15 protein-coding genes are annotated in these 19,958 nt (G+C 50.2%); 6 read left to right on the top strand and 9 right to left on the bottom strand.

Features of this window, described 5'->3' with window-relative positions:
- Positions 1 to 4: 4 nt before the first annotated feature.
- On the top strand, positions 5 to 1,369 hold the full coding sequence (locus tag NDK19_RS04830; RefSeq protein WP_250630720.1) for an HlyD family secretion protein: 1,365 nt from the start codon (positions 5 to 7) through the stop codon (positions 1,367 to 1,369).
- 30 nt (positions 1,370 to 1,399) lie between these two features.
- Complete coding sequence (locus tag NDK19_RS04825) at positions 1,400 to 2,833, top strand: TolC family protein (RefSeq protein ID WP_250630719.1); 1,434 nt, start codon at positions 1,400 to 1,402, stop codon at positions 2,831 to 2,833.
- An 8-nt stretch (positions 2,834 to 2,841) separates the two neighbouring features.
- On the opposite strand, the gene NDK19_RS04820 is transcribed toward NDK19_RS04825, so the two are convergent.
- From NDK19_RS04820 to lysA, 6 genes are all read right to left on the bottom strand, one after another.
- Positions 2,842 to 3,504, bottom strand: coding sequence for a hypothetical protein (locus tag NDK19_RS04820; RefSeq protein ID WP_250630718.1), 663 nt, complete (start codon positions 3,502 to 3,504; stop codon positions 2,842 to 2,844).
- Between the two features lie 71 nt (positions 3,505 to 3,575).
- Positions 3,576 to 4,304 carry a tetratricopeptide repeat protein gene (locus tag NDK19_RS04815; protein WP_250630717.1) on the bottom strand — a complete coding sequence of 243 codons (729 nt, stop codon included), beginning with the start codon at positions 4,302 to 4,304 and terminating at the stop codon, positions 3,576 to 3,578.
- A complete protein-coding gene (gene topA, locus NDK19_RS04810; RefSeq protein WP_250630716.1) occupies positions 4,301 to 6,895 on the bottom strand; it encodes a type I DNA topoisomerase in 2,595 nt (864 codons plus the stop codon). Before topA ends, NDK19_RS04815 begins: the two co-directional genes overlap by 4 nt.
- A 188-nt stretch (positions 6,896 to 7,083) precedes the next feature.
- Positions 7,084 to 8,967, bottom strand: coding sequence for a polysaccharide biosynthesis protein (locus NDK19_RS04805; protein ID WP_250630715.1), 1,884 nt, complete (start codon positions 8,965 to 8,967; stop codon positions 7,084 to 7,086).
- A complete protein-coding gene (locus NDK19_RS04800) occupies positions 8,961 to 11,369 on the bottom strand; it encodes a glycoside hydrolase family 31 protein (RefSeq protein ID WP_250630714.1) in 2,409 nt (802 codons plus the stop codon). Before NDK19_RS04800 ends, NDK19_RS04805 begins: the two co-directional genes overlap by 7 nt.
- A gap of 222 nt (positions 11,370 to 11,591) precedes the next feature.
- A complete protein-coding gene (gene lysA, locus NDK19_RS04795) occupies positions 11,592 to 12,800 on the bottom strand; it encodes a diaminopimelate decarboxylase (protein ID WP_262910276.1) in 1,209 nt (402 codons plus the stop codon).
- Positions 12,801 to 12,893: 93 nt separating this feature from the next.
- Between lysA and NDK19_RS04790 the strand changes: the two genes are divergently transcribed.
- The 3 genes from NDK19_RS04790 to NDK19_RS04780 are packed head-to-tail and all read left to right on the top strand — an operon-like array spanning position 12,894 to position 15,737.
- The gene (locus NDK19_RS04790; protein WP_250630712.1) at positions 12,894 to 13,289 is read left to right on the top strand and encodes a hypothetical protein; all 396 of its coding nucleotides are present in this window, start codon (positions 12,894 to 12,896) and stop codon (positions 13,287 to 13,289) included.
- Between the two features lie 30 nt (positions 13,290 to 13,319).
- Entirely contained in the window at positions 13,320 to 14,897 is a 1,578-nt protein-coding gene (locus NDK19_RS04785) for a hypothetical protein (RefSeq protein WP_250630711.1), read from the top strand.
- A gap of 51 nt (positions 14,898 to 14,948) precedes the next feature.
- Positions 14,949 to 15,737: a hypothetical protein gene (locus NDK19_RS04780; RefSeq protein WP_250630710.1), complete on the top strand. Its 789-nt coding sequence runs from the start codon at positions 14,949 to 14,951 to the stop codon at positions 15,735 to 15,737.
- A 122-nt stretch (positions 15,738 to 15,859) separates the two neighbouring features.
- On the opposite strand, the gene NDK19_RS04775 is transcribed toward NDK19_RS04780, so the two are convergent.
- The 3 genes from NDK19_RS04775 to NDK19_RS04765 all read right to left on the bottom strand — a co-directional run bounded on the left by NDK19_RS04775 (position 15,860) and on the right by NDK19_RS04765 (position 18,998).
- Positions 15,860 to 16,489, bottom strand: coding sequence for an HmuY family protein (locus NDK19_RS04775; protein ID WP_250630709.1), 630 nt, complete (start codon positions 16,487 to 16,489; stop codon positions 15,860 to 15,862).
- A gap of 70 nt (positions 16,490 to 16,559) precedes the next feature.
- Positions 16,560 to 16,889, bottom strand: coding sequence for a DUF6686 family protein (locus tag NDK19_RS04770; protein ID WP_250630708.1), 330 nt, complete (start codon positions 16,887 to 16,889; stop codon positions 16,560 to 16,562).
- Between the two features lie 24 nt (positions 16,890 to 16,913).
- Positions 16,914 to 18,998, bottom strand: a complete 2,085-nt coding sequence (locus NDK19_RS04765) for a TonB-dependent receptor plug domain-containing protein (RefSeq protein WP_250630707.1) — start codon at positions 18,996 to 18,998, stop codon at positions 16,914 to 16,916.
- Positions 18,999 to 19,132: 134 nt separating this feature from the next.
- On the opposite strand from NDK19_RS04765, the gene NDK19_RS04760 reads away from it, so the two are divergent.
- On the top strand, positions 19,133 to 19,957 hold the full coding sequence (locus NDK19_RS04760) for a heme/hemin ABC transporter substrate-binding protein (protein WP_250630706.1): 825 nt from the start codon (positions 19,133 to 19,135) through the stop codon (positions 19,955 to 19,957).
- Position 19,958: the final 1 nt, after the last annotated feature.

Genomic DNA, 19,958 nt, shown 5'->3' with positions numbered 1-19,958 from the left:
TGTTATGTTAGGTATTTCAGGCAATAAGGAAATAGATGAAAACATCGCCAAAAAATTTCTAAGCACCTCTGATGTATTACTCATGCCAAAGGCCGCCAAAGCACTTGCTTATTGGTTGGCAGGCATCGGCACTATCTTCTTTATTGTTCTCTTTCTGCCTTGGCAGCAGAATATTATGGCAGACGGCAACGTAACGGCCTTAACTCCGCAAGACCGCCCGCAAACAGTAGAGTCGGCTATTGCGGGGCGTATTCGCTCTTGGCACGTGCGCGAAGGACAGCAAGTGAAAAAAGGCGACACCATTTTGGTGCTGGAAGAAATCAAAGAAAAATACTTTGACCCCGAACTGCTCAAAAGAATGGCCGAGCAGATTCAGGGTAAAGAAGAAGCTATTTTGGGCTATCAAGGAAAAATAGAAAGCTATCAAGCCCAAATTAGCGCCTTGCAGCAGGCCTTAGACCTCAATCTGGCGCAGCAAAACAACAAAATCAAGCAAACTCGGCTCAAAGTATCCATTGACAGCGCCGACTTGGAAGCAGAAAAAGTAAACCTGCTGATTGCAAAGAGACAATATGAAGCGGGCGAAGTGCTGGAAAAACAGGGGCTTATAGCACTGATTACGCTCGAATCGCGGCGCAGCAAATTGCAGGAATCCAATGCTAAAATCGTATCGGCTGAAAACAAATACCTGCAATCGCAACAGGAACTTGTCAATACACAAATCGAGCTTAATGCTAAACGCGCCGAGTATCTGGAAAAAATATCCAAAGCCCGTTCAGACCTGAACGACGCCATCTCAGGGCTTGCCAATGCGCAGGCAGATTTGGCAAAACTCAAAAATGAGTATGCCAACATGAAAATCCGCAATGAGCAATACGTTTGTCGCGCCCCTCAGGACGGGATGGTCGTAAAAGCCCTCAAAGCAGGTATCGGTGAAACCATCAAGGAACAAGAAGCCGTTGTTACCATCATGCCTGCCAACCCCGAGGTTGCCGTGGAGCTGTACATCAAACCCATGGACGTGCCCCTGCTTTCAATCGGCAGAAAGGTGCGCTTAGAGTTTGACGGTTGGCCTGCCATTCAGTTTTCAGGATGGCCGAGCGTAGCCGTGGGTACTTTTGGCGGCGAAATAGCCGTGATAGATGCGGTGGACAGCAAAGCGGGTAAGTATCGCATTCTGGTAAAACCTGACCCCAAAGATGACCCATGGCCGAAACAACTGCGCCAAGGTTCCGGCGTATTGGGCTGGGCAATGCTTGACGACGTGCCTGTATGGTATGAAATATGGCGACAGTTGAACGGCTTCCCGCCAAGCCTGAAAGAAGCCCCTGAGGATGCAGCAGGAAAGAGCGATGACAAGAAAAAGTAATTCACGTGAGCAAGAAACAGGCATGACAGCATGAAGCGCATTTTATCAAGAGTATCCATTATTGTGGCTTTCTTTGCCTTCTACCCCGAAGACAAACTCAAAGCCGGCAATGATACGACCATATTCGGTATTAAAGACTTCTATCGGCAATTGGCTGTCGGCCACCCGATAGTGAAGCAGGCCAATTTGCTTTCGGAAATGGGCAAGCAGGAAATTCGCTTGGCACGCGGCTTTTTTGACCCTAAAGTGGCAGCAAGCCACGAGTTTAAGGATTTCAAAAAGCAGAATTATTTCAACACATGGAATGCCGAAATGAAAATTCCGACCGCCTTCGGGCCGGATTTTAAAGTAGGCTTCGAGCAGAACTCGGGCATCTACCTGAACCCGAAAGAAAGTACCCCAAGCTCGGGTTTACTCTATGCCGGCATTATTTTGCCCGTTGCACAGGGTTTACTGTTTGACGAACGGCGCGCCGTTTTACAACAGGCGCAATACATGAACCGCATGTTGGAAGCCGAACGGATAAAAGCCATTAACAAAATTGTATTGCAGGCAACCAAAGACTACTGGCAGTGGTATGCTGCACACAAACAATTACAAATTGCACGCAAAGGAGTAGATTTGGCTAAAATCCGCTACGAAGCAGTGAAAGCCCGCATCCTGCAAGGCGATTTGGCCGCTATTGACTCCGTTGAGGCAAAAATCACCCTGCAAGAGCGCGAAGTAGCATTTAACAACAGTTCCGTTTTCTGGAATAATGCACGCCTGATACTTTCCAATCACCTGTGGGACGAGGACAGCCAACCATTGGAGTTGCCCGACAATGCCCTGCCTACAAATAACCTGCACGAGCTTGGCGAAAGCGACCAATTGGAAACTTTGCTGCAATACGCCCGTGAAAACCACCCCGAATTGCTCAAATTGGATTTTAAAATCAAACAATTGGAAGTAGGGCGCAGGCTTGCCATAGAAATGCTCAAACCGGTGATTAACCTGAACTACAACTTCTTAGGACAGTCGCCGTTCTTTGATGAAGCCAATTCCGGCGCATTCTTCCGCAATAATTACAAATACGGTATTGATTTTTCCTTCCCTTTGTTTTTGCGCAAAGAGCGGGCAAAATTGGCACAAACCAATATCAAGATTAAACAAAGCCGATTTGAGTTATCGCAACTCAACCGCGAAATTTTGAACGACATCAGCGCCGTATATAACGATTTGCAAAATTTACGCACTCAACTGCGCTTACAGGAACAGATGGTAAATAACTATCAGGTTCTTCTGAACGGCGAACAGATTAAGTTTCTCAATGGCGAAAGTTCCCTGTTTTTGGTAAACAGTCGGGAAGCCAAGCTGTTGGAAGGCGAACAGAAATTAGTGGACTTCCAGTTTAAATACGCCAAGTCGTTTGCTGAACTGCTGTGGGCGGCAGGCCGCAATCCGGCAGGAGATATCATGGAATAGTCGCAGAACTATCGCCTGCTGCCAAAGCCTGCACCGCCAAACGTAGCGGAAAGCATGACACCTTGCGGCTGATAGTTGCCGGAACCTGCTATTTTCCTGCCGTCGCGCTCCCAAGTGCCGCCGCCAAAACTTGTCCACGCGCAGAGCCGCAGCCCTACGTGGATGCCCCCCGAAGCCTCCGATGCTTTGGGAGTTAGAAATACATATTGCAGCAGATGCAGGTTGATTCCTGCCATGACACTGCCCGATGTAAACACGGGCGCACTGTTGCGATTGGTTATGTTGATGGTCGTACCTCTGCCGCCCAGCATAACGGTTGCCAGCAATTGGCGGTTAGCCCCATTGAGCAGGTCATAACCGAACTCAAAGCCGCCGCCGCCGTGCGTAATGAGCGTATCGCCGTGTCGGCTGCCTGTCATACCAAATCCGTTGCCGCCGATTACTACGCGGTTCAGATAGGCAAAACCGCCACCGCCTACGGTGAGCACATCGGGGGCGAAGGTGCTGCGGCTGTTCAGTACGGCAGGAATCCCCTCCGTCGTAATTGCCCCGTAACCGATTTTGAAATATCCCCCTCCGCCAAAGCGTTGCAAAGGTGTTTGCAGGGAATCCTGCGCAGCGCATGCCACATGCAGGCAAATGCCAAGGATGAAAAGGCAGCAGTATTTCATGGTTGTTGTTAGTTTGTGAAACGGCTGCAAGATAACAACAACCCGGCGCTGCCAACGATGACCTTTGTCATCTACCGACTGCACTTTTCGTAGAGTAAATCGCGCGCTTCGGGCATACCCAAATTGACGGCTTTTTGCAGGTACTCACAGCCTTTGGGGTCGTTTTTCGCATCGGCGGGCAATTGTGAGTAAATCACCAAGCCCAGCATGTAGTAGGCGCGAGCAAAATCGGGAGCTATTTCGGTGCAATATTGCAGGTCTTCGGAGGCTTTGTCGAACTCTTTCAGGGCTAACCGACTTTGGGCGCGATTAAAGAAAATATTGCGGTCGCTTTTGTTCATGTCGGCGGCACGGTTGAAATCGGCAATTGCCTCTTTGTGCCGCCCCATGGCTGCCAGCATTGCCCCGCGATTCAGATACAACTCATACACGGTCTGGTCTAATTCCAGCGCGCGGTCAAAGTCTTTGAGGGCTTCTTCGGGCATACCCATTTGCCAAAACGCATTGCCTCGATTGTAGAAATACTTGTAGTTTTGGTTGTTGAGCTTGATAGCCTGATTGAAACATGTCATTGCCGAATCGGTTTGACGCAACTCCATGTAGGCATAGCCCAGCATATTCACGGCATCGGCATCGCTTAACGACGCTTTCCTTGGGGCAAGCAGTTGAACCACGCCTTCGTAGTCTTGCTTGCCTAACAGTTCGCGGGCTTTGGCGGCAAATTGCTCATCGCTGTTTCCGCAAGCCCACAGCAGCATAACAATTGCCGGAAATACCGTCAGATATGTAAAGGTTTTCATTTCTTCTTGGTAGTAGTGGTTTTCTTGGCAGTAGCCGACTTTGTTGTTTTGGCTGCCGTTGTTTTTTTGGCAGTTGATTTAGCTGCCGTTTTTGCCCCTGCCTTCGGTTCGGTTTTAGGGGCTTCCGCAGCAACTATCGCTTTTACCTCGTCAAAGGACAGCAAGGCTGGTTCTGTTCCCTTGGGCAGCCTTACATTTTGCTTGCCTGCCTCAATATAAGGTCCCCAGCGTCCGTTTAGGATGCGAATGCTTGCATCTTCGGGGAATACTTTAATGACTTTTTCCGCGTCGGCTTTGCGCTTTTTCTCAATCACTTCTTTGGCTTCGTCCAGCGTAACGGTGAGCGGGTCTAAGGTTTTGGGCAATGAGAAAAACTGCTTGTCGTAGCTCACGTAGGGTCCGAACCTGCCAATAGCGGCTACTACGGGTTTGCCGTCTATTTGCCCCACCTCACGCGGCAGTTTGAAAAGTTCCAAGGCCTCTTCCAAAGTAATTTTTTCGGGCGATTGCCCTTTGCGCAGGCTCGCATATTGCGGCTTTACGCCGTCCTCCTCGCTGCCTAACTGTACATAGGGGCCGTATTTACCTACGCGCACAACCATTTCTTTGCCGCTTTCGGGGTGGTAGCCCAGCAAGCGCCCTTCGCGCGGAGTTGCCAGCAGTTCCAAAGCCTCTTCCAAAGTAATGGTTTCTATGAACTGCCCTTTGCGAAGGCTTGCAAATTGCGGCTTTTCGGTGCCGTCTTCCTCGCTGCCCAACTGCACGTAGGGGCCGTATCTGCCCAAACGGGCGATGATTTCCTTGCCGGTGGTCGGGTCAATACCGATTTTGCGGGCGGTTGAGGCACGGTCTGCGTTGTTCTGCGTGTCCTCTACCTGATGGTGGAAGCCTTTGTAAAAACTTTCCAGCATCTTTTGCCATTGGGTTTTGCCCTCGGCAATATGGTCAAATTCTCCTTCTACTTTGGCGGTGAATGAGTAGTCAATGATGTTCGGGAAATGCGCTACCAGAAAATCATTAACCTGCATGGCAAGGTCGGTCGGGAAAAGTTTCATGCTTTCCGCACCCGTATTTTCCGTTTTTTGCGCTTTGCTGATGGTGTTTTGCTGCAAAGTGAGTTCGGTGTAGGGGCGTTCTTTGCCCTCGCGCGACTCTTTGACCACGTAGCCGCGCTCTTGAATCGTAGTGATGGTCGGGGCGTAGGTGGAAGGTCTGCCGATGCCCAATTCTTCCAGTTTTTTCACCAAACTTGCCTCCGTATAGCGTGCAGGCGGGCGGCTGAATCGCTCGGTGGCTTTCAGATGTTTCAAATCCAACACTTGCCCCACTTGCAGCGGCGGCAACATGCCCTTTTGCTCTTCGTCTTCCTCTTCGCCGCTGAATTCCAAATAAACCTTCAAAAAGCCGTCAAAAAGGATGACTTCGCCCGTTGCTTCCAGAATTTCGGGCGTAGTGGAAATGCCGATGCTTGCCGTGGTGCGCTCCAACTTGGCATCTGCCATTTGCGAAGCAATGGCGCGTTTCCAAATCAATTCGTAGAGCCGCTGCTCGTTGCGGTCGTCGCCTGCCACTTTGCGCGAAAAGTCGGTCGGGCGGATGGCTTCGTGGGCTTCCTGCGCACTTTCCGACTTGGTTTTGTAGCGGCGCGGCTGATGGTAGGCTTCGCCGTACTCCTTTTTAATGGCGTTGGCGGCGGCTTCCATTGCCTCGTCGGAAAGGTTCACCGAGTCGGTACGCATGTAGGAAATATGCCCCGCTTCGTAGAGCTTTTGCGCCAATCGCATGGTTTGCGATACGCCGAAACGCAACTTGTTGCTTGCCTCCTGCTGCAAAGTAGAGGTTGTAAACGGCGGCGCAGGCGATTTTTTGGCGGGTTTCTTTTCCAGATTGGCAATTGTAAAGGTTGCCCCGATGCAGCATTGCAAAAACGCTTCGGCTTCCGCTTCGGTTTTGAAGCGCTTAGGAAGCTCGGCTTGCAATTCTTTGCCTTTGTCTAAATTGAAAACGGCGGTGATTTTGTATTCCGATTCGGGTTTGAAACGGATGATTTCGCGCTCGCGCTCTACGATGAGCCGCACGGCAACCGACTGCACGCGCCCCGCAGAAAGCCCGCTTTTGATTTTTTTCCACAAAATCGGCGACAGTTCAAAACCTACCAAGCGGTCTAAAATGCGGCGCGCCTGTTGGGCATTTACAAGGTCTATATCAATGTTGCGCGGCTGCTGAATCGCCTTTTGGATAGCTGACTTGGTGATTTCGCGGAAAACAATGCGTCGGGTATCCTTGCGGTCAAGGTGCAGGGCTTCGTACAAGTGCCATGAAATGGCTTCTCCTTCGCGGTCGTCGTCCGTTGCCAACCATATCACATCGGATTCGTTGGCGAGTTTAGAGAGTTGAGCAACTATTTCGCGCTTGTCTTCCGAAATTTCGTAGCGCGGCGTGAAGTTGTTTTTAATGTCAATCGCATCGTCGGTTTTGGGCAGGTCGCGAACATGCCCGTAGCTCGACTTGACGGTGTATTCTTTTCCCAAATAGCCCTCAATGGTTTTTGCCTTGGCGGGCGACTCTACTATGACAAGGTTTTTCGGCATCAGTCATTCAAAGGTTGACGGTTTGGTTGGTTGTATGTTTTTTTGTCGTGTTTTCCGTTGTTTGTTTTTCGTTTGTAGTAGGTACAGGGCATGCCCTGTACCTACGATATTCAAACAACACAATTCATTCGCGCAGCGAAACGGGCATCCCCGTTTTATATGTACCAAACGAAGAAAAGTTCCGATTGTTACAAATTTTTTTGTGCGCCAACGGCTGCAAACTTAGGATTTGTGCTTTGAAACTCGGGTACTAAACGCATCATCAGGCGCACAATTTCCGCATCATCGGCATTTTCTGCAATTTTATGTTGAAATTCTTGCAATGAAAAATCCACCCCCTGCATGTCAAGTTGCGGGATGTTTTTGGCAATGCGGATTTTGGGGTGATAAGTCGGCAGGGTATTTTCCTGTTGCAACAAAAGTTCTTCCATGAGTTTCTCGCCGGGTCGCAAGCCCGTAAACCGAATGGCGATGTCTTTGTCGGGCTGTAAGCCTGCCAGCCGTATCATTTTGCGGGCTAAGTCGGCGATGCGCACGGGTTGCCCCATGTCAAACAGGAAAATTTCCGCCTGACTGCCCATTGCTCCCGCTTCCAAAATGAGTTGCGCCGCTTCGGGAATGGTCATGAAATAGCGCACGATGTCGGGCGAGGTTACCGTTACGGGACCGCCCGCCTGAATTTGCTTTTTGAAACGCGGAATGACCGAGCCGTCCGAACCCAAAACGTTGCCGAAGCGCGTAACGGCAAAGGCGGTCGCGCTGCCCTGCATGTGCAATGCCTGTACGTACAGCTCGGCAATGCGCTTGGATGCGCCCATCACGTTGGTAGGGTTTACGGCTTTATCGGTAGAAACCAGAATGAACTTTTCCGCACCGTAACGAACGGCAGCATCCACCACGTGCTTTGTGCCGAAAATATTGACTTTGACCGCCTGTTGCGGGTAGTTTTCCATCATCGGCACGTGCTTGTAGGCGGCAGCGTGCAAAACGGCTTGCGGACGATGTCGGGCAAAGATTTGCGCTATGTTTGCCGCATCGGTAACGTCTGCCAAAACGGGCAGCGCATCTGGGTAATGCTCCTCTTCCAAGAGCGACAGGTGCAACTCGTGCAAGGCTGATTCGGCTTTGTCTAACAACAACAATTGTCGCGGGCGGCAGCGTACCAATTGGCGGCAAAGTTCGCGCCCGATAGAACCCGCAGCACCCGTAACCAGCACAATTTTATCGCTGAACGTTTCGCGCACGTGCGGCGACTCCATGCGGATGGGTTCGCGTTCCAAAAGGTCTTCTATGCGCACGTTTTCCAACTGTGCGGGGTTGAATCCGCCTTCGTACCATTGGCTTAGCGGCGGCACTTTCATCACGGGAACTTCCGCTTCCAAACACCATTCTATAAACTGTTGCCTGCGTTCGGGCAAAAGGTGATGAATGGCAATGACGGCTTTTTGCACGCCGTTTTTTCGGATAATGTCTTTGAAATGTTCGGCTACGTTGAACACGCGCACGCCTTCAATGGTTTTGCCGCTTTTCATCGGGTCGTCGTCAAAAAAGGCAACGACCTTGTAAGAAAGCCCGGGGGCATGTTCCAACACGTGCTTGGTGATGAGTCCCGCGCTGCCTGCCCCGAAAATGAGCAAGCGAACAGGCGGATGTTCATCGGCGGCATCGTTGCCCCAACTGAAATAGCGCACCAATGCCCGATAGCCCGCCAGTGCCATCAGCGACAGGGTGAAGTAGGCAATGCCGATGGCAACAGAAAATTTACCCCAAACGGCATAGGAAAGCACACCCAAAGCGACATCGGACAGCATCAGCGCGAGAGTAAGTTTTGCCATGTCGCGCAGGTGGATGAAGCGAATAACGACGGCGTAGGTTTTGAAAACGAAAAATGCCGCCAGTCGCAGCACAAGGGCAAGGGCAGCGGTTTGCCCTAAGGCAACGGGGGCTTGCTCTTCAAACAAAAGCAAAGACAAAACAAAGGCAACCGCCCCCAGCAAAAGGTCGGTTGCCAGCAACAGCAATTTGTTGAATGCGGCGCGGTTAGCGTATTGGCGAAGCCGTTTTTTTACCATTTAAACACCATCCGTTGTTTCACCAACGGGCAAGTGATTGTTTTATTTTGTTGCACAACCCGCAAAATCGGTTTGCCTAAGGGGTCAAAGTTAGGCAGCGGGTCTAAGAGTGCCAACTCTTCGTCGGCAGTTGCCAACGGCTGCCCGTTGAGCAACACCTCATCGCCGATTTCCTCTTCAAAGCCGTGCAAAATGAGTTTCAGGTTGGTAAAAGTGCTTGCAAAACTTCCTTCGGCAGCTTCCAGAATCAACTCGTGCGATGCACCCTGATATACGATGACGCGGCGGTGATAAACGCCCCGTTCGTAGTCGTAGCTTTGCCCGTCGTCTTCATAAAATACAAAATCGGAACTGCCGTTGTGGCGGTACACGTGCAGGTAGAGCGTGCCGTCGTGCGCCTCACGGATGGACTGTACCAAACTTTGCATCGGGATAATCGCGCCTGCTTTGGCAAACACGGGCAGAAACTCTAAGGGGCTTTCCACCAGTACCTCGCTGTTGCCCTCGTAAGGCTGATTGTTGTAAAGGTAATACCATTTGCCTTCGGGCAGGAATACTTTGGTGATGGTGCGGGTGCTTTCGGTCGGGCAAACCAGCAAACCGGGACCGAAGAGGTATTCGTTCTGATAGTTGGTGTTGTACACGCGGTCGTCGTAGGGGTTGTCTAATGCCAGCGAACGCGCTACGGGCAACCCGCTTTTTGAGGCCTCGTAGAAAACCGAATAGATGTAAGGCATCAGGCGGTAACGAAGGCTGATGTAGTTGCGCGAAATGGCTTCCGCTTCTTCGCCAAAGCTCCAAGGCTCTTGGTCGCGGGTGTTAATCATGGTGTGGCAGCGGAAAAACGGCGCGAATGCCCCTTGCGCAATCCATCGGGCAAACAGCGCGACGGAAGGTTCGCCTACGAATCCGCCCACGTCGTAGCCCGCAAAGGGAATGCCCGTAAGCCCGATGCTGCTCACCAAGCGCGCCCCCAGCAACATATGCTCGTCCGATGAGGTGTTGTCGCCCGTCCAGAGGGCAGTATATCGCTGCGCACCCGCATAGGCAGCCCTTGTCAGCACGAACGGACGCTTGCCGTTCATCAGTTTTTTTGTGCCTTCGTAGGTTGCCCGCGCCATTTGCATGCCGTACACGTTGCGGGCTTTGCGGGCGGTTGCGGTTTGCCCCTCGTAGCTGAACTCCACCAAATCGGGGAACTTTTGCCCCCATGTAGCGGGTTCGTTCATGTCGTTCCAGAAGCCTTCTATGCCGCTTTGGACGTACTCGGCGAACTTTTCGCCCCACCATTGGCGGGCTTTTTCATCGGTGAAATCGGGGAAATAGCACCAGCCGGGCCAAACCTGCCCGCGGTAATACGTGCCGTCGGGGTATTTGATGAACACGTCTTTTGCCACTCCGTCGTCGTGCGGCTCATAGCCTTCCTCTACTTTGATGCCCGGGTCACAAATGACTACGACCTGAAAGCCCATGTTTTTCAAATCGGCAATCAGTTGGCGGTGAGCAGGGAAGCGCTCTTTGTCCCAACTGAAAATTTTGTAGCGGTCCATATAGTGGATGTCCAAATGGATGACATCCGCGGGAATTTGCTTGTCGCGGAAAGTTTGCGCCAGCGTGCGCACTTCGTGGTGCGGGTAATAGCTGTAACGGCTTTGATGAAACCCCAAACTCCATTTGGGCGGCAGCGGTATCGTTCCCGTAAGGCGGCAATAGGCTTTGACAATATCGGCAACAGTCGTTCCGGCAAAGAAGTAGTAGTTCATTTCGCCCTCTTCTACGGTGAATGAGGCGAAACGGTCGTTGGAAGCCCCGAAATTAAAATGCGACTTCACGGGGCTATCCATAAAAATGCCATAACACCGCCTGCTGCGCGGCAAAATGCCAATGTAGAAAGGCAAAGATGCGTACAGCGGGTCGCTTTCGGTGCCATAGCCGAAAAAGTCGGTGTTCCAATGGGAAAAGCCGCTGCCTCGGCGGTCTAAGTTGCCCGTTTTTTCGCCCATGCCTATAAATCGCTCGTCGGGTTGCAGGGTTTTGTAGGCGGTTGCCTGATGCCCTATCCATGAAATGCCGAAAGCAGGCTCATCTTCGTTGAGCAGCGTGCCCGTTGCGTCAAAAAATTGCAGGCGCACGGGGTTTTTATGGATGTGCAGGGTGAGTTCGTCGCTTTTGAGTTGCAGCATGCCCGCCTGCTCGTCCCATTGAACGGTGAAAGGCGCGGTTGGTCGGTCTGCAAGTGCGTAGGAAAAAGTTTCGCGTTCGGTGTCGGCTTGCCATGCCTGCACGCGCACGGTGTCGGGGGCATGGAACGTAACGGCAAGCGTGCCGAAGTCGGTTGTCAGTACGGCACCTCGTTCGGTGCGCTCTATATTAAGCAATTTGCCAAGTGATTTGCTGCGCATAAAGTAAAGTTTGTTGCGCGGTGAAGTTACAAAATCCACAGCTATCTGTAGCAAAGGATTCGTCTGTATCAAAGGGGCTGCGAACCCTCTGCTATGGTGGGTATAATATATACAAACCAAACATTATTAGATGCCTGTCAGGTTTAAACAACTGTTTTTCAATAATTTACAAAAAATACTTACAAACCCTTTGGCTATGGATGGGATAGCAAGTTGCTGCGTTCAATCTTCATAAACCGCAGGGGCTTTTTCGCGCAGGTTGTAGAATGAGGTCATCACTTCCCCGTAAGCACCCGCTGTGCGAATGGCCAGCAAATCGCCGCGTTTGAGCGCGGGCAGTACTACTTCCTTCCCAAAAAAATCGGAAGATTCACAAATCGGGCCTACCACATCGTAAGCATAAGACTCGTCAGCCGCAACACCCACCGCTTCTATCTTGTGATATGCCTGATAAAGCGCAGGACGAATGAGCTCGGTCATGCCTGCATCTACAATCGCAAAGCGCTTGGTTTCGCCTTGCTTGGTGTACAGCACACGGGTAATCAGGCTGCCGCATTGGGCTACGATGGAACGGCCTAATTCAAAATGTACCTGCTGCTGTGGTGTGCGCTCCAAATAGCGACTCACTGTATCAAAATAGCTTTCAAAATCAGGAATCGGGTGTTCATCGGGTTGTTTGTAGTCCACGCCCAGCCCGCCACCTACGTTCAGGTCTGTAAATTGCAAGCCGTGTTCTTCAAACCATCGGCGTATTTCGTTGAATTTCAGGCAGGTATTTTTAAAATTATCCATGTCGCAAATCTGCGAACCGATATGCGTATGCAGACCTATCACTTTTACATAGGACAATTGCGGCAACAGTTGCAGCAACGCGTCAAAGTCACGCGGGGGAATGCCAAACTTATTTTCGGCCGTCCCTGTGGTAATATAGTGGTGTGTATTTACCTCCACCAAGGGGTTTACACGCAGGGCAACCGTAGCTGTTTTGCCTGCCTGTGCCGCCAGTTCGTTAATTACCTGTAATTCCTCTACCGACTCCACATTGAAACAAAAGATATCGTGTGCCAGTGCTGTGCGGATTTCCTTGTCGGATTTGCCAACGCCTGCAAAAACCACTTTATCAGGAGAAAAACCGGCCTCTAATGCGCGCAGGACTTCATTGCCGCTCACACAGTCCGCACCAAAGCCTGCTGCGGCAATCGGTTGCAAAATTTCGCGGTTCACATTGGCTTTCAGCGCATAGTGGATATGAAACTGATGCTTGCGGGCATGTAATGCTGCTACATCAATGGTTTTTTTGAGCAGCGATAGGTCGTAGTAGAAAAAGGGCGTTTCCATAGCAGCGAAACGCTCCGCTTGTGCAGGTGTAAACATAGTGATACAAAGTTCGGACGATTTGCGCTGATTGTCAAAGGGATACCGTAAAAGCATCAAACGATATAGCTTTTCCAAGATTTTTTTTAAAAAAACAGGGAACCTAAGCAGTATCAGTGGTATCAAGCATTGAAACCATCTGTTTACCCCATGAGTCATTCAAGCAAAATCCTACTCGTTCCTTCTCGCCTGATAATAGACAAGACAGAATACTACTGGCAAAATATTGTTCAGGTAGAACTGCAATACGGGACATCTGCCAATGGTCGTTCCCTTTTTTTGTTGATATCAGGAGTTGCGTTGCTGTGGGCACTAACCATCGGCCTTGGCAACTACTGGTTGTTTCTGATTGCTTCGCTGGCAACTTTCCCAAGCCTGACGTTACTGAAAAGCAAACGGCAATATGATATCGTGATGTACTACCGAGATAAGAACGGCACTATCCAAGCCATTCGCCCCTTGGCTGTCCACGGCATTTCACTTAGCGAAGAAGAAAAACAAAAACTGTTCATAGATATGCGAAAAACACACGCAGAACGCGGTTAATCGTTTCAAATCAATCCACCCGACAAACCTATGAAAAATCTCCCATTTCTTTTACTTGCTCTTGTTGCCCTGAGCGGCTGGCAATGCACCGAAAAAAAGCAGGCTTTTCAACCACCGATTCCTGCACTGGATATTCCTTACACCACCTACGAATTTGCGGCAGAGGAAGGTGCGCTCATCAACCACCCAAGCGGTACGCAGATTATCGTGCCGCCCGATGCGCTTACCGATGAGGACGGCAACCTTGTCAAAGGCAAAGTAGTCCTGAAATACCGCGAACTGCACGGCGCAATAGATGCCTTTGCAGCAGGCGCACCCCTTGAATACGACAGTGCGGGTACTACCTATCAGTTCCAAACCGCAGGCATGATGGATATTTCGGCACAACAGGGCGACCGCGAACTCTCTGTCGCTTCGGGCAAAGAAATAGATATAACCTTTGCTTCCTATCAAAAAGGCGACGATTACAGTTTTTATGAGTGGGACGAAAAAGCAGGCAAGTGGGTATTTAAAAGAGAAGCGCGCCCTGCCAAGCCTAATGCAGCCAAAAAGCGCATGAAAGATTCACTGGAATCGGTGCGTGCCGTAAACCCCAAAGACCTGATGATATTGCACTTTGGCGAGGCCTTGGATGTCTATTTCAACTATCAGTACAATAAGGTATATGACAAAAATCTGCAAGCCAACTTCCGCCGCTTGCTGGATACCTACGGCATGTCTGTTTATGAAAATTTGACGGTGAATGCACCCGTGAAATTGGGCAAAAGCCACTATCCCGCCTACACGCTCGTATGGCAAAAGTTGGAGGACATACAAACTCCCCAATGGCTGAGTGAGCAATTGGGATATACGAGCAGTAACAGCGATACCAATGAATATTTCCACCTCACCTCTACTGCCGACATGCAAAAAGACGGCTCGTACAAACTGAGCATCCAGCGCCGCAAAACCAAACAGGTGCGTCAGTCTTTTACCGAATATGATACTACATGGCAGGTCAATTCACGTACCAAACAGCGTCGGGTAGGTAAAATTGAACCACGCACGGTTTATCGCTGGAAAACCGTTTATGAAAACAAGGTGATGAACACGTTCAGCTTCCGTGCGCGCCCCTACATGCGCATCAGCGAATTTTTGCGCCGCAAACCCGATAACCTGTCTAAGGAGTATGAACAATTGGTGCAAATCATGAATGAACAAAGCCGTAAAATAGATGAGATAGCCGAAGTTTTTCGCCCCATAAGCATCAGCAACTTTGGTTTTTTCAACTTTGACAAAATCATGAAACTGCCCGGTGCAATTGAAATTATGGCAGACTTCCGCCTGCAACAGGAGCAGCCCGAAAGAATCTACTACATCAACGCAGAACAGGCCTTCAAAATAGTACTCACCAAGGAACAGTGGAAAAACATCTACATTGCACCCGGACAAACCACACATATCTTTGCTGTGATGCCGGATTACTCCATTGCTTACTTTCCGGTAGAAGATTGGCGGAAGTTAGACTGGTATAGACTGTTGCAAAGCAAAAGCTACACTTTCAACCTGAAAAAATACGATAACCCGATTACCACTCGTGAACAACTGCAAAAGATACTGCAAATGTAACAGGCTGTGGTACAGCTTTCGTAAATTGCAACTATCTGAAAAACAATTTGTATGAAAGGCTATTTTTTAACGCTCATAGCAGCACTTGGTATATTGTCGGCAAGTAGCGGATATGCACAAAACAAACCCGAGCAAGGCAAGCAAGCTGTTCAGGCAATCAGTTTAGACAACGATTTGCGCAAACTGTTTAGCAACGACGGCACGCTGAACCGCGGCACCAACATGATGATGCGCACCTTTGACAACCGTGCCAAAGGCTATGAAGGTTCGCCCTACGTATTCCCGCAATGGATGCCGACCAACATCCATATGAAGGACGGCTATGTGGTAAAAAATATCCCTGCCAAGTTAGACGTGTATCAGGCACAAGAACTGATGATATGGCGCAAAGACACGGGCGATTCGCTGATTGTGGATGCTACGGCAGTGGAGTATTTCGTTATGGACGACACGCTGCAAAAAAACAAACACATTTTTAAACGCTTTCCCGTAGGCGATAAAAATGCGCCCCGATTCTGCGAAGTGCTGCACGAGGGCGCATATGGCCTGCTGGCGTATCATACCCGCGGATTCTTAGCATCTGACATCGGCAAAGCCCAAAGCACGGGGCGCTATTACGATAAATTCACCTCGCACGTGGAGTACTATCTGGTAGCGCCCGATAAGTCGCTGATAAAACTTAAAAAGAACCGCAAAAGCCTATTGAAAGCGCTGCCTCCGCAACAAGGGTTTGAGGCCTATTTAGAAGAGCACAAACCAGATTTTGACAATCCTCAACAATTGGCAGCCTCCATTGCCTTTTATAACTCACTGCTCAATCAGGCGGGATACAAAAATTAGGCTGCTCGGCAAAACATAAAAGCTAATAAAGCAAACAGCCTCCAACCAGTAACCGGAGGCTGTTTCAATTTTACACAAGACTATTACGATGTCTCAGCATTCAGATATAGCAACATGAAGGTTTAAAACTTGCGGCTGCCGTCGGGTTGAAAACTGAATCGGAAGGTGTAATAACGCGACTCGGAAGTTGAGCTTGGCACGGCAGGTGCGCCTTTGTAATAGCTCAAAATTTCCATTTTGGCAAATTTTCCATCGCCCGTGCGCAGCACAATCACCCGTCCGGGAATAGGCGTAATCAGGTGTGTTTGCGAATTGTAGTTGTACCAGCCCTGCCCCGAAGCGTTCGGGATGGCAAGATTGCTCGGGCTTTGGTCGGTGCGGAACTCTGCCGTTGCAGGAATTTCTTTCAGTTCGTCAAAAAGTCCCGTGAAGATGTACGCGCCGCCTTGTCCGCTGCGAATAGCCCCGCCGTTGACAATCAGGGTTGTGCCTCTGAAACCGATGTCCCATTTGTTGGTGGCACTGTCCGAATTGGCAATGATGCGGTTTTCGCGCAGACTGTACAGCGTGAAGCGATTCGTGCCGCCCAGAGGTCTGCCCGTAGCAGGGTCAATAGTAACGGGGTCGGCGGGCAAGTCGCGCACGGTTTGCGTAACAACGGGTTGTACGGGGTTTACGTTGTCATCTTTACAAGATGTGAGCGCAGGCAGCAACAGTACTGCGCAGGCAATTAAAACTGTGAAGTTTTTCATGGTAAAAAAGGTTTGGGTTTGTTTGAAATTTGGAATTTTGAAAAGCAGACGGCGGATTTGATGAAATCCGTCAGTTGAGTTGTTCACATGCCGTTTCAACAAGTCGGCGGATATGCAGCCTGTTTAATGCGATGCGCAGCGATTTTTTGAGCCGATGTAATTCTTTCCCGCTGAGAATCAGGTAAGTATTTTGCTCGCCCAAAGGAATCCACACGTTTTTCATCAGGCTCGCAGGGTCGTAGTGCGGGTAAAAATCCAAGATGTACTCGCAAAACAACCTGAACTGAGACTCGGTGAAATAAACGGCGGTTGTTCCGAAAGCAAACCGCACGCAGCCGCACTTTTGGCAATAGGCGGCAAAGCCCGACTCGTGATGAAACAGAATGTAACCGGTGCACATGGCAAGTTTGTTTGTCGGTTGAGTTTATCGGATTTGGAAATGAAGACTTGTCCACAATAGTCGCCCGGGCATGTTGGGAATCGCCGTCGGGTCGGTAAAATTGAGCAGATTGTCTGCCCCGACTTGCAGCCTGAGTTTTTCGCCGAAGAAAGTTTTGCTTGCTGCGACGTTCAGGGTTACAAAGCCGTTTACGTATTCTGAAGCATCGTCTAATACCAGATTTCCGTTGCGGTCGCCAAGTCCGTAGCGTCCGCGCCAGACGGCACGCAAGTTGGCAGTCCAACCTTTGGCTTTGTTTTCGTAGAATATTTTGGCGTTTGCCATGTGGCGGCTGCGTCCGAACAGTCCGCCGTAGTCGCTGCGGCTCAGGCGGCTTGTGATGAGCGTAACGGGGTCGCGGCGGAAAATTTCGCCCTTGTCAATCCGTTCAATTACCGATTTGTCGCCCGTGAACAGCAACTGATAGCCTGCCGAAATGCAGAGGTAATCGGAAATTTGTTGCGAAGCGTCCAGTTCCATGCCTTGCGTAAATACGCGGCTCAGGTTGCGGTAGCTGAAAATATTCTGTCCGTTGGTGCGTCGCGCAAACACCTGCGATTCAATCAAATCGCGAATGTCGTTGCGGAAGAAATTGACATTAATCAACGTTTGTTCGGAAGCATTCCATTTGCCGCCGAAGTTCCACGAAAGTGAACGCTCGGCTCGCAAACTGCCTGCCGTTTCGGGATTGAAAAACACTTCACCGATTTGCCCCTGTGCCTGCAATTCTTGAATCAGGCGGCTGACTTCCTCTGTTCCAAACACTGAATAGCCCGCGGCAGTATTGACAAAATTCAGGTACAATTGCCGAAAATCGGGTGCTTTGAAGCCCACACCGCCCGATGCCCGAAGGGCAATTTTCGGGGTCAGTTGATACTGCGCCGAAAGTTTGGGGCTGAATTGCGAACCATACACACTATGGTTGTCAAAACGTCCGCCCGCGATGATGTGCCATTTTTCGGTAGGCAGCCACTCGTGTTGGGCAAAGGCATAAATGGTGTGGAACTGCTGCCGTTGCGTGTAACGGGTTGCCTCAACGCTTTCCTGCACCATGCCCGCGCCGAAAGTAGTATTGTGCTTGGGTGAAAACAGCCAAATGAGCTGGGTTTCGGGACGCAGAAAAGTTTGGTTGAAGAAACTTTCGTCAAACGGTTTGCCGTCGCTCAGGTGGCGGCTTGCCGCATCGGTGCGGTATCGGGAATGATACAAGCTGATGCGCCCGCTGAAATTGCCCGAAGGCTTAAAATGCAGAACGGGGTTGAGATTCAGGTCTTTAATGCTGCCTTCGCCGCTGACCAAGTCGGGCGTTTGTGCAGAGCCGACATTGAAGTTATCGGTTTGCCGTTCGGCAAAGTAACGCCCCGAAAAGCTGAGCCGCCACGCATCGGAAAAGCGATGTTCGGCTTTGGCTTGCAACGTGTAGTTGTGAAACGGTTCAACGGTTTGCCCGAAAGTTTGGGGCGTAAGGTCATAACCCGCCGTGCTGTACCGATTGAGGAACAACGAAGCAGAGGTACGCTCTTTCTTCCATTGCAGATTAGAGGTTAAATCCAACGTGCGATTGCTGCCGTAGCGTGCGGAAAAAGCAGCGCGATTGGCTGTGGGGTTTTCCGTAATGATGTTTACCACGCCTGCCAGTGCTTCCGAACCATAGAGGCTTGAACTCGGACCTTTGACGATTTCAATTTGCTTGATATTGCCTACTGCCACTCGCGAAAGTTCCAATGTTCCGGCTGTGCGCCCGATGAGCGGCTCGCCGTCAATCAAAATCAGCGTGTATTCGGGATTGAACCCCTGTACCTGCAAACCCTGCCCGTGATTATTGACAATGGCAAGTCCGGTTTGTTCCTGCAAAACCTCGTTCAGCCGCAAACTGCCCATCTGTTGTATCTGCTTCTGTGAAACAACGGTAACGGGCATGGGCAGAGCCGAAACCATCTTTTCGGTACGGGTAGCGGTGATGACCAATTCATCCAACTCGCGCATTTTCAGGCTGTCACTTTGCGCATGAGCCTGCATCTGACTGATTATCAGCGCACTGATAAATTTTATGGTACATATTCTTTTCATGTTTGAGGTCTGTTTGACGCTGCAAACCTATGGCTTGTTTAGAATGATTCCAAATAATTGGCGATAATTATTTGGATTTAGTCTAAATAAGCTCAATATTTGCGCATCAAAAATCACTTGCAACGAAAAACACTATGCGTCAATTCATTCTTCAAATCTTACTGATAAGCTGCCTGATTAACCTAATACAGGCACAGACCAACGGCGAACGGATTGTCTCGGCAAGCGGCACCATTAGTGAAATACTGTGTGAACTCGGGTTGGAAAAAAATATTGCGGGCGTGGATGTAACAAGCACTTATCCCGAAAGTCTGCAAAAAGTCCCCAAAATCGGGCATAACCGTAATATATCGGCAGAAGGTATTTTGGCATTGCGCCCGACCGTTTTTGTCGGCATCCGCAGCCAATTGTCCCCCGCATTGGAACAACAACTGAAAGCCGCAGGCATTAAAACACTGCTTTACGAACAGGAATATTCGCTGCAAGGCACGCAAAAACTCATCCGACAAGTGGCGGCAGATTTTAATCTTGCCGCGCAAGGCAATGCCCTTGCCGAACGGGTAGGCAAAGAAGTAGCCGCGCTCAAAAAACCCGCTACACGGAAAAAAGTACTCTTCATTTATGCACGCGGGGCAGGCTCGCTGATGGTTGCGGGTAAGAATACAAGTGTAGCGCAGGCAATAGAAATGGCAGGCGGTGAAAATGCCGCCAACGACTTCAACGACTTCAAACCGTTGACAGCCGAATCGCTGTTGCAGGCAAACCCCGACGTGATTTTGCTGTTTAGCAGCGGCTTGCAAAGTTTGGGTGGTATCAACGGGTTGTTGCAGGTGCAGGGTGTTGCCCAAACCAATGCAGGCAAAAACCGCAAGATTGTAGAAATGGACGGGCAACTGCTCACCGGATTTAGTCCGCGATTAGGCAAAGCCTTGCAGGAATTAGCCGATAAAATCCGCTGAC

It is taken from the genome of Rhodoflexus caldus (genome assembly GCF_021206925.1).
Taxonomy (GTDB): Bacteria; Bacteroidota; Bacteroidia; order Cytophagales; family Thermoflexibacteraceae; genus Rhodoflexus; species Rhodoflexus caldus.
Note: the sequence above shows the minus strand (reverse complement) of the source record. Positions and strands in the feature narration are given on the sequence as shown.

Coding starts and splice junctions, on each gene's coding strand:
- NDK19_RS04830 (WP_250630720.1), top strand. CDS start 5: ATGTTAGGTATTTCAGGCAATAAGGAAATAGATGAAAACATCGCCAAA.
- NDK19_RS04825 (WP_250630719.1), top strand. CDS start 1,400: ATGAAGCGCATTTTATCAAGAGTATCCATTATTGTGGCTTTCTTTGCC.
- NDK19_RS04820 (WP_250630718.1), bottom strand. CDS start 3,504: ATGAAATACTGCTGCCTTTTCATCCTTGGCATTTGCCTGCATGTGGCA.
- NDK19_RS04815 (WP_250630717.1), bottom strand. CDS start 4,304: ATGAAAACCTTTACATATCTGACGGTATTTCCGGCAATTGTTATGCTG.
- topA (WP_250630716.1), bottom strand. CDS start 6,895: ATGCCGAAAAACCTTGTCATAGTAGAGTCGCCCGCCAAGGCAAAAACC.
- NDK19_RS04805 (WP_250630715.1), bottom strand. CDS start 8,967: ATGGTAAAAAAACGGCTTCGCCAATACGCTAACCGCGCCGCATTCAAC.
- NDK19_RS04800 (WP_250630714.1), bottom strand. CDS start 11,369: ATGCGCAGCAAATCACTTGGCAAATTGCTTAATATAGAGCGCACCGAA.
- lysA (WP_262910276.1), bottom strand. CDS start 12,800: ATGCTTTTACGGTATCCCTTTGACAATCAGCGCAAATCGTCCGAACTT.
- NDK19_RS04790 (WP_250630712.1), top strand. CDS start 12,894: ATGAGTCATTCAAGCAAAATCCTACTCGTTCCTTCTCGCCTGATAATA.
- NDK19_RS04785 (WP_250630711.1), top strand. CDS start 13,320: ATGAAAAATCTCCCATTTCTTTTACTTGCTCTTGTTGCCCTGAGCGGC.
- NDK19_RS04780 (WP_250630710.1), top strand. CDS start 14,949: ATGAAAGGCTATTTTTTAACGCTCATAGCAGCACTTGGTATATTGTCG.
- NDK19_RS04775 (WP_250630709.1), bottom strand. CDS start 16,489: ATGAAAAACTTCACAGTTTTAATTGCCTGCGCAGTACTGTTGCTGCCT.
- NDK19_RS04770 (WP_250630708.1), bottom strand. CDS start 16,889: ATGTGCACCGGTTACATTCTGTTTCATCACGAGTCGGGCTTTGCCGCC.
- NDK19_RS04765 (WP_250630707.1), bottom strand. CDS start 18,998: ATGAAAAGAATATGTACCATAAAATTTATCAGTGCGCTGATAATCAGT.
- NDK19_RS04760 (WP_250630706.1), top strand. CDS start 19,133: ATGCGTCAATTCATTCTTCAAATCTTACTGATAAGCTGCCTGATTAAC.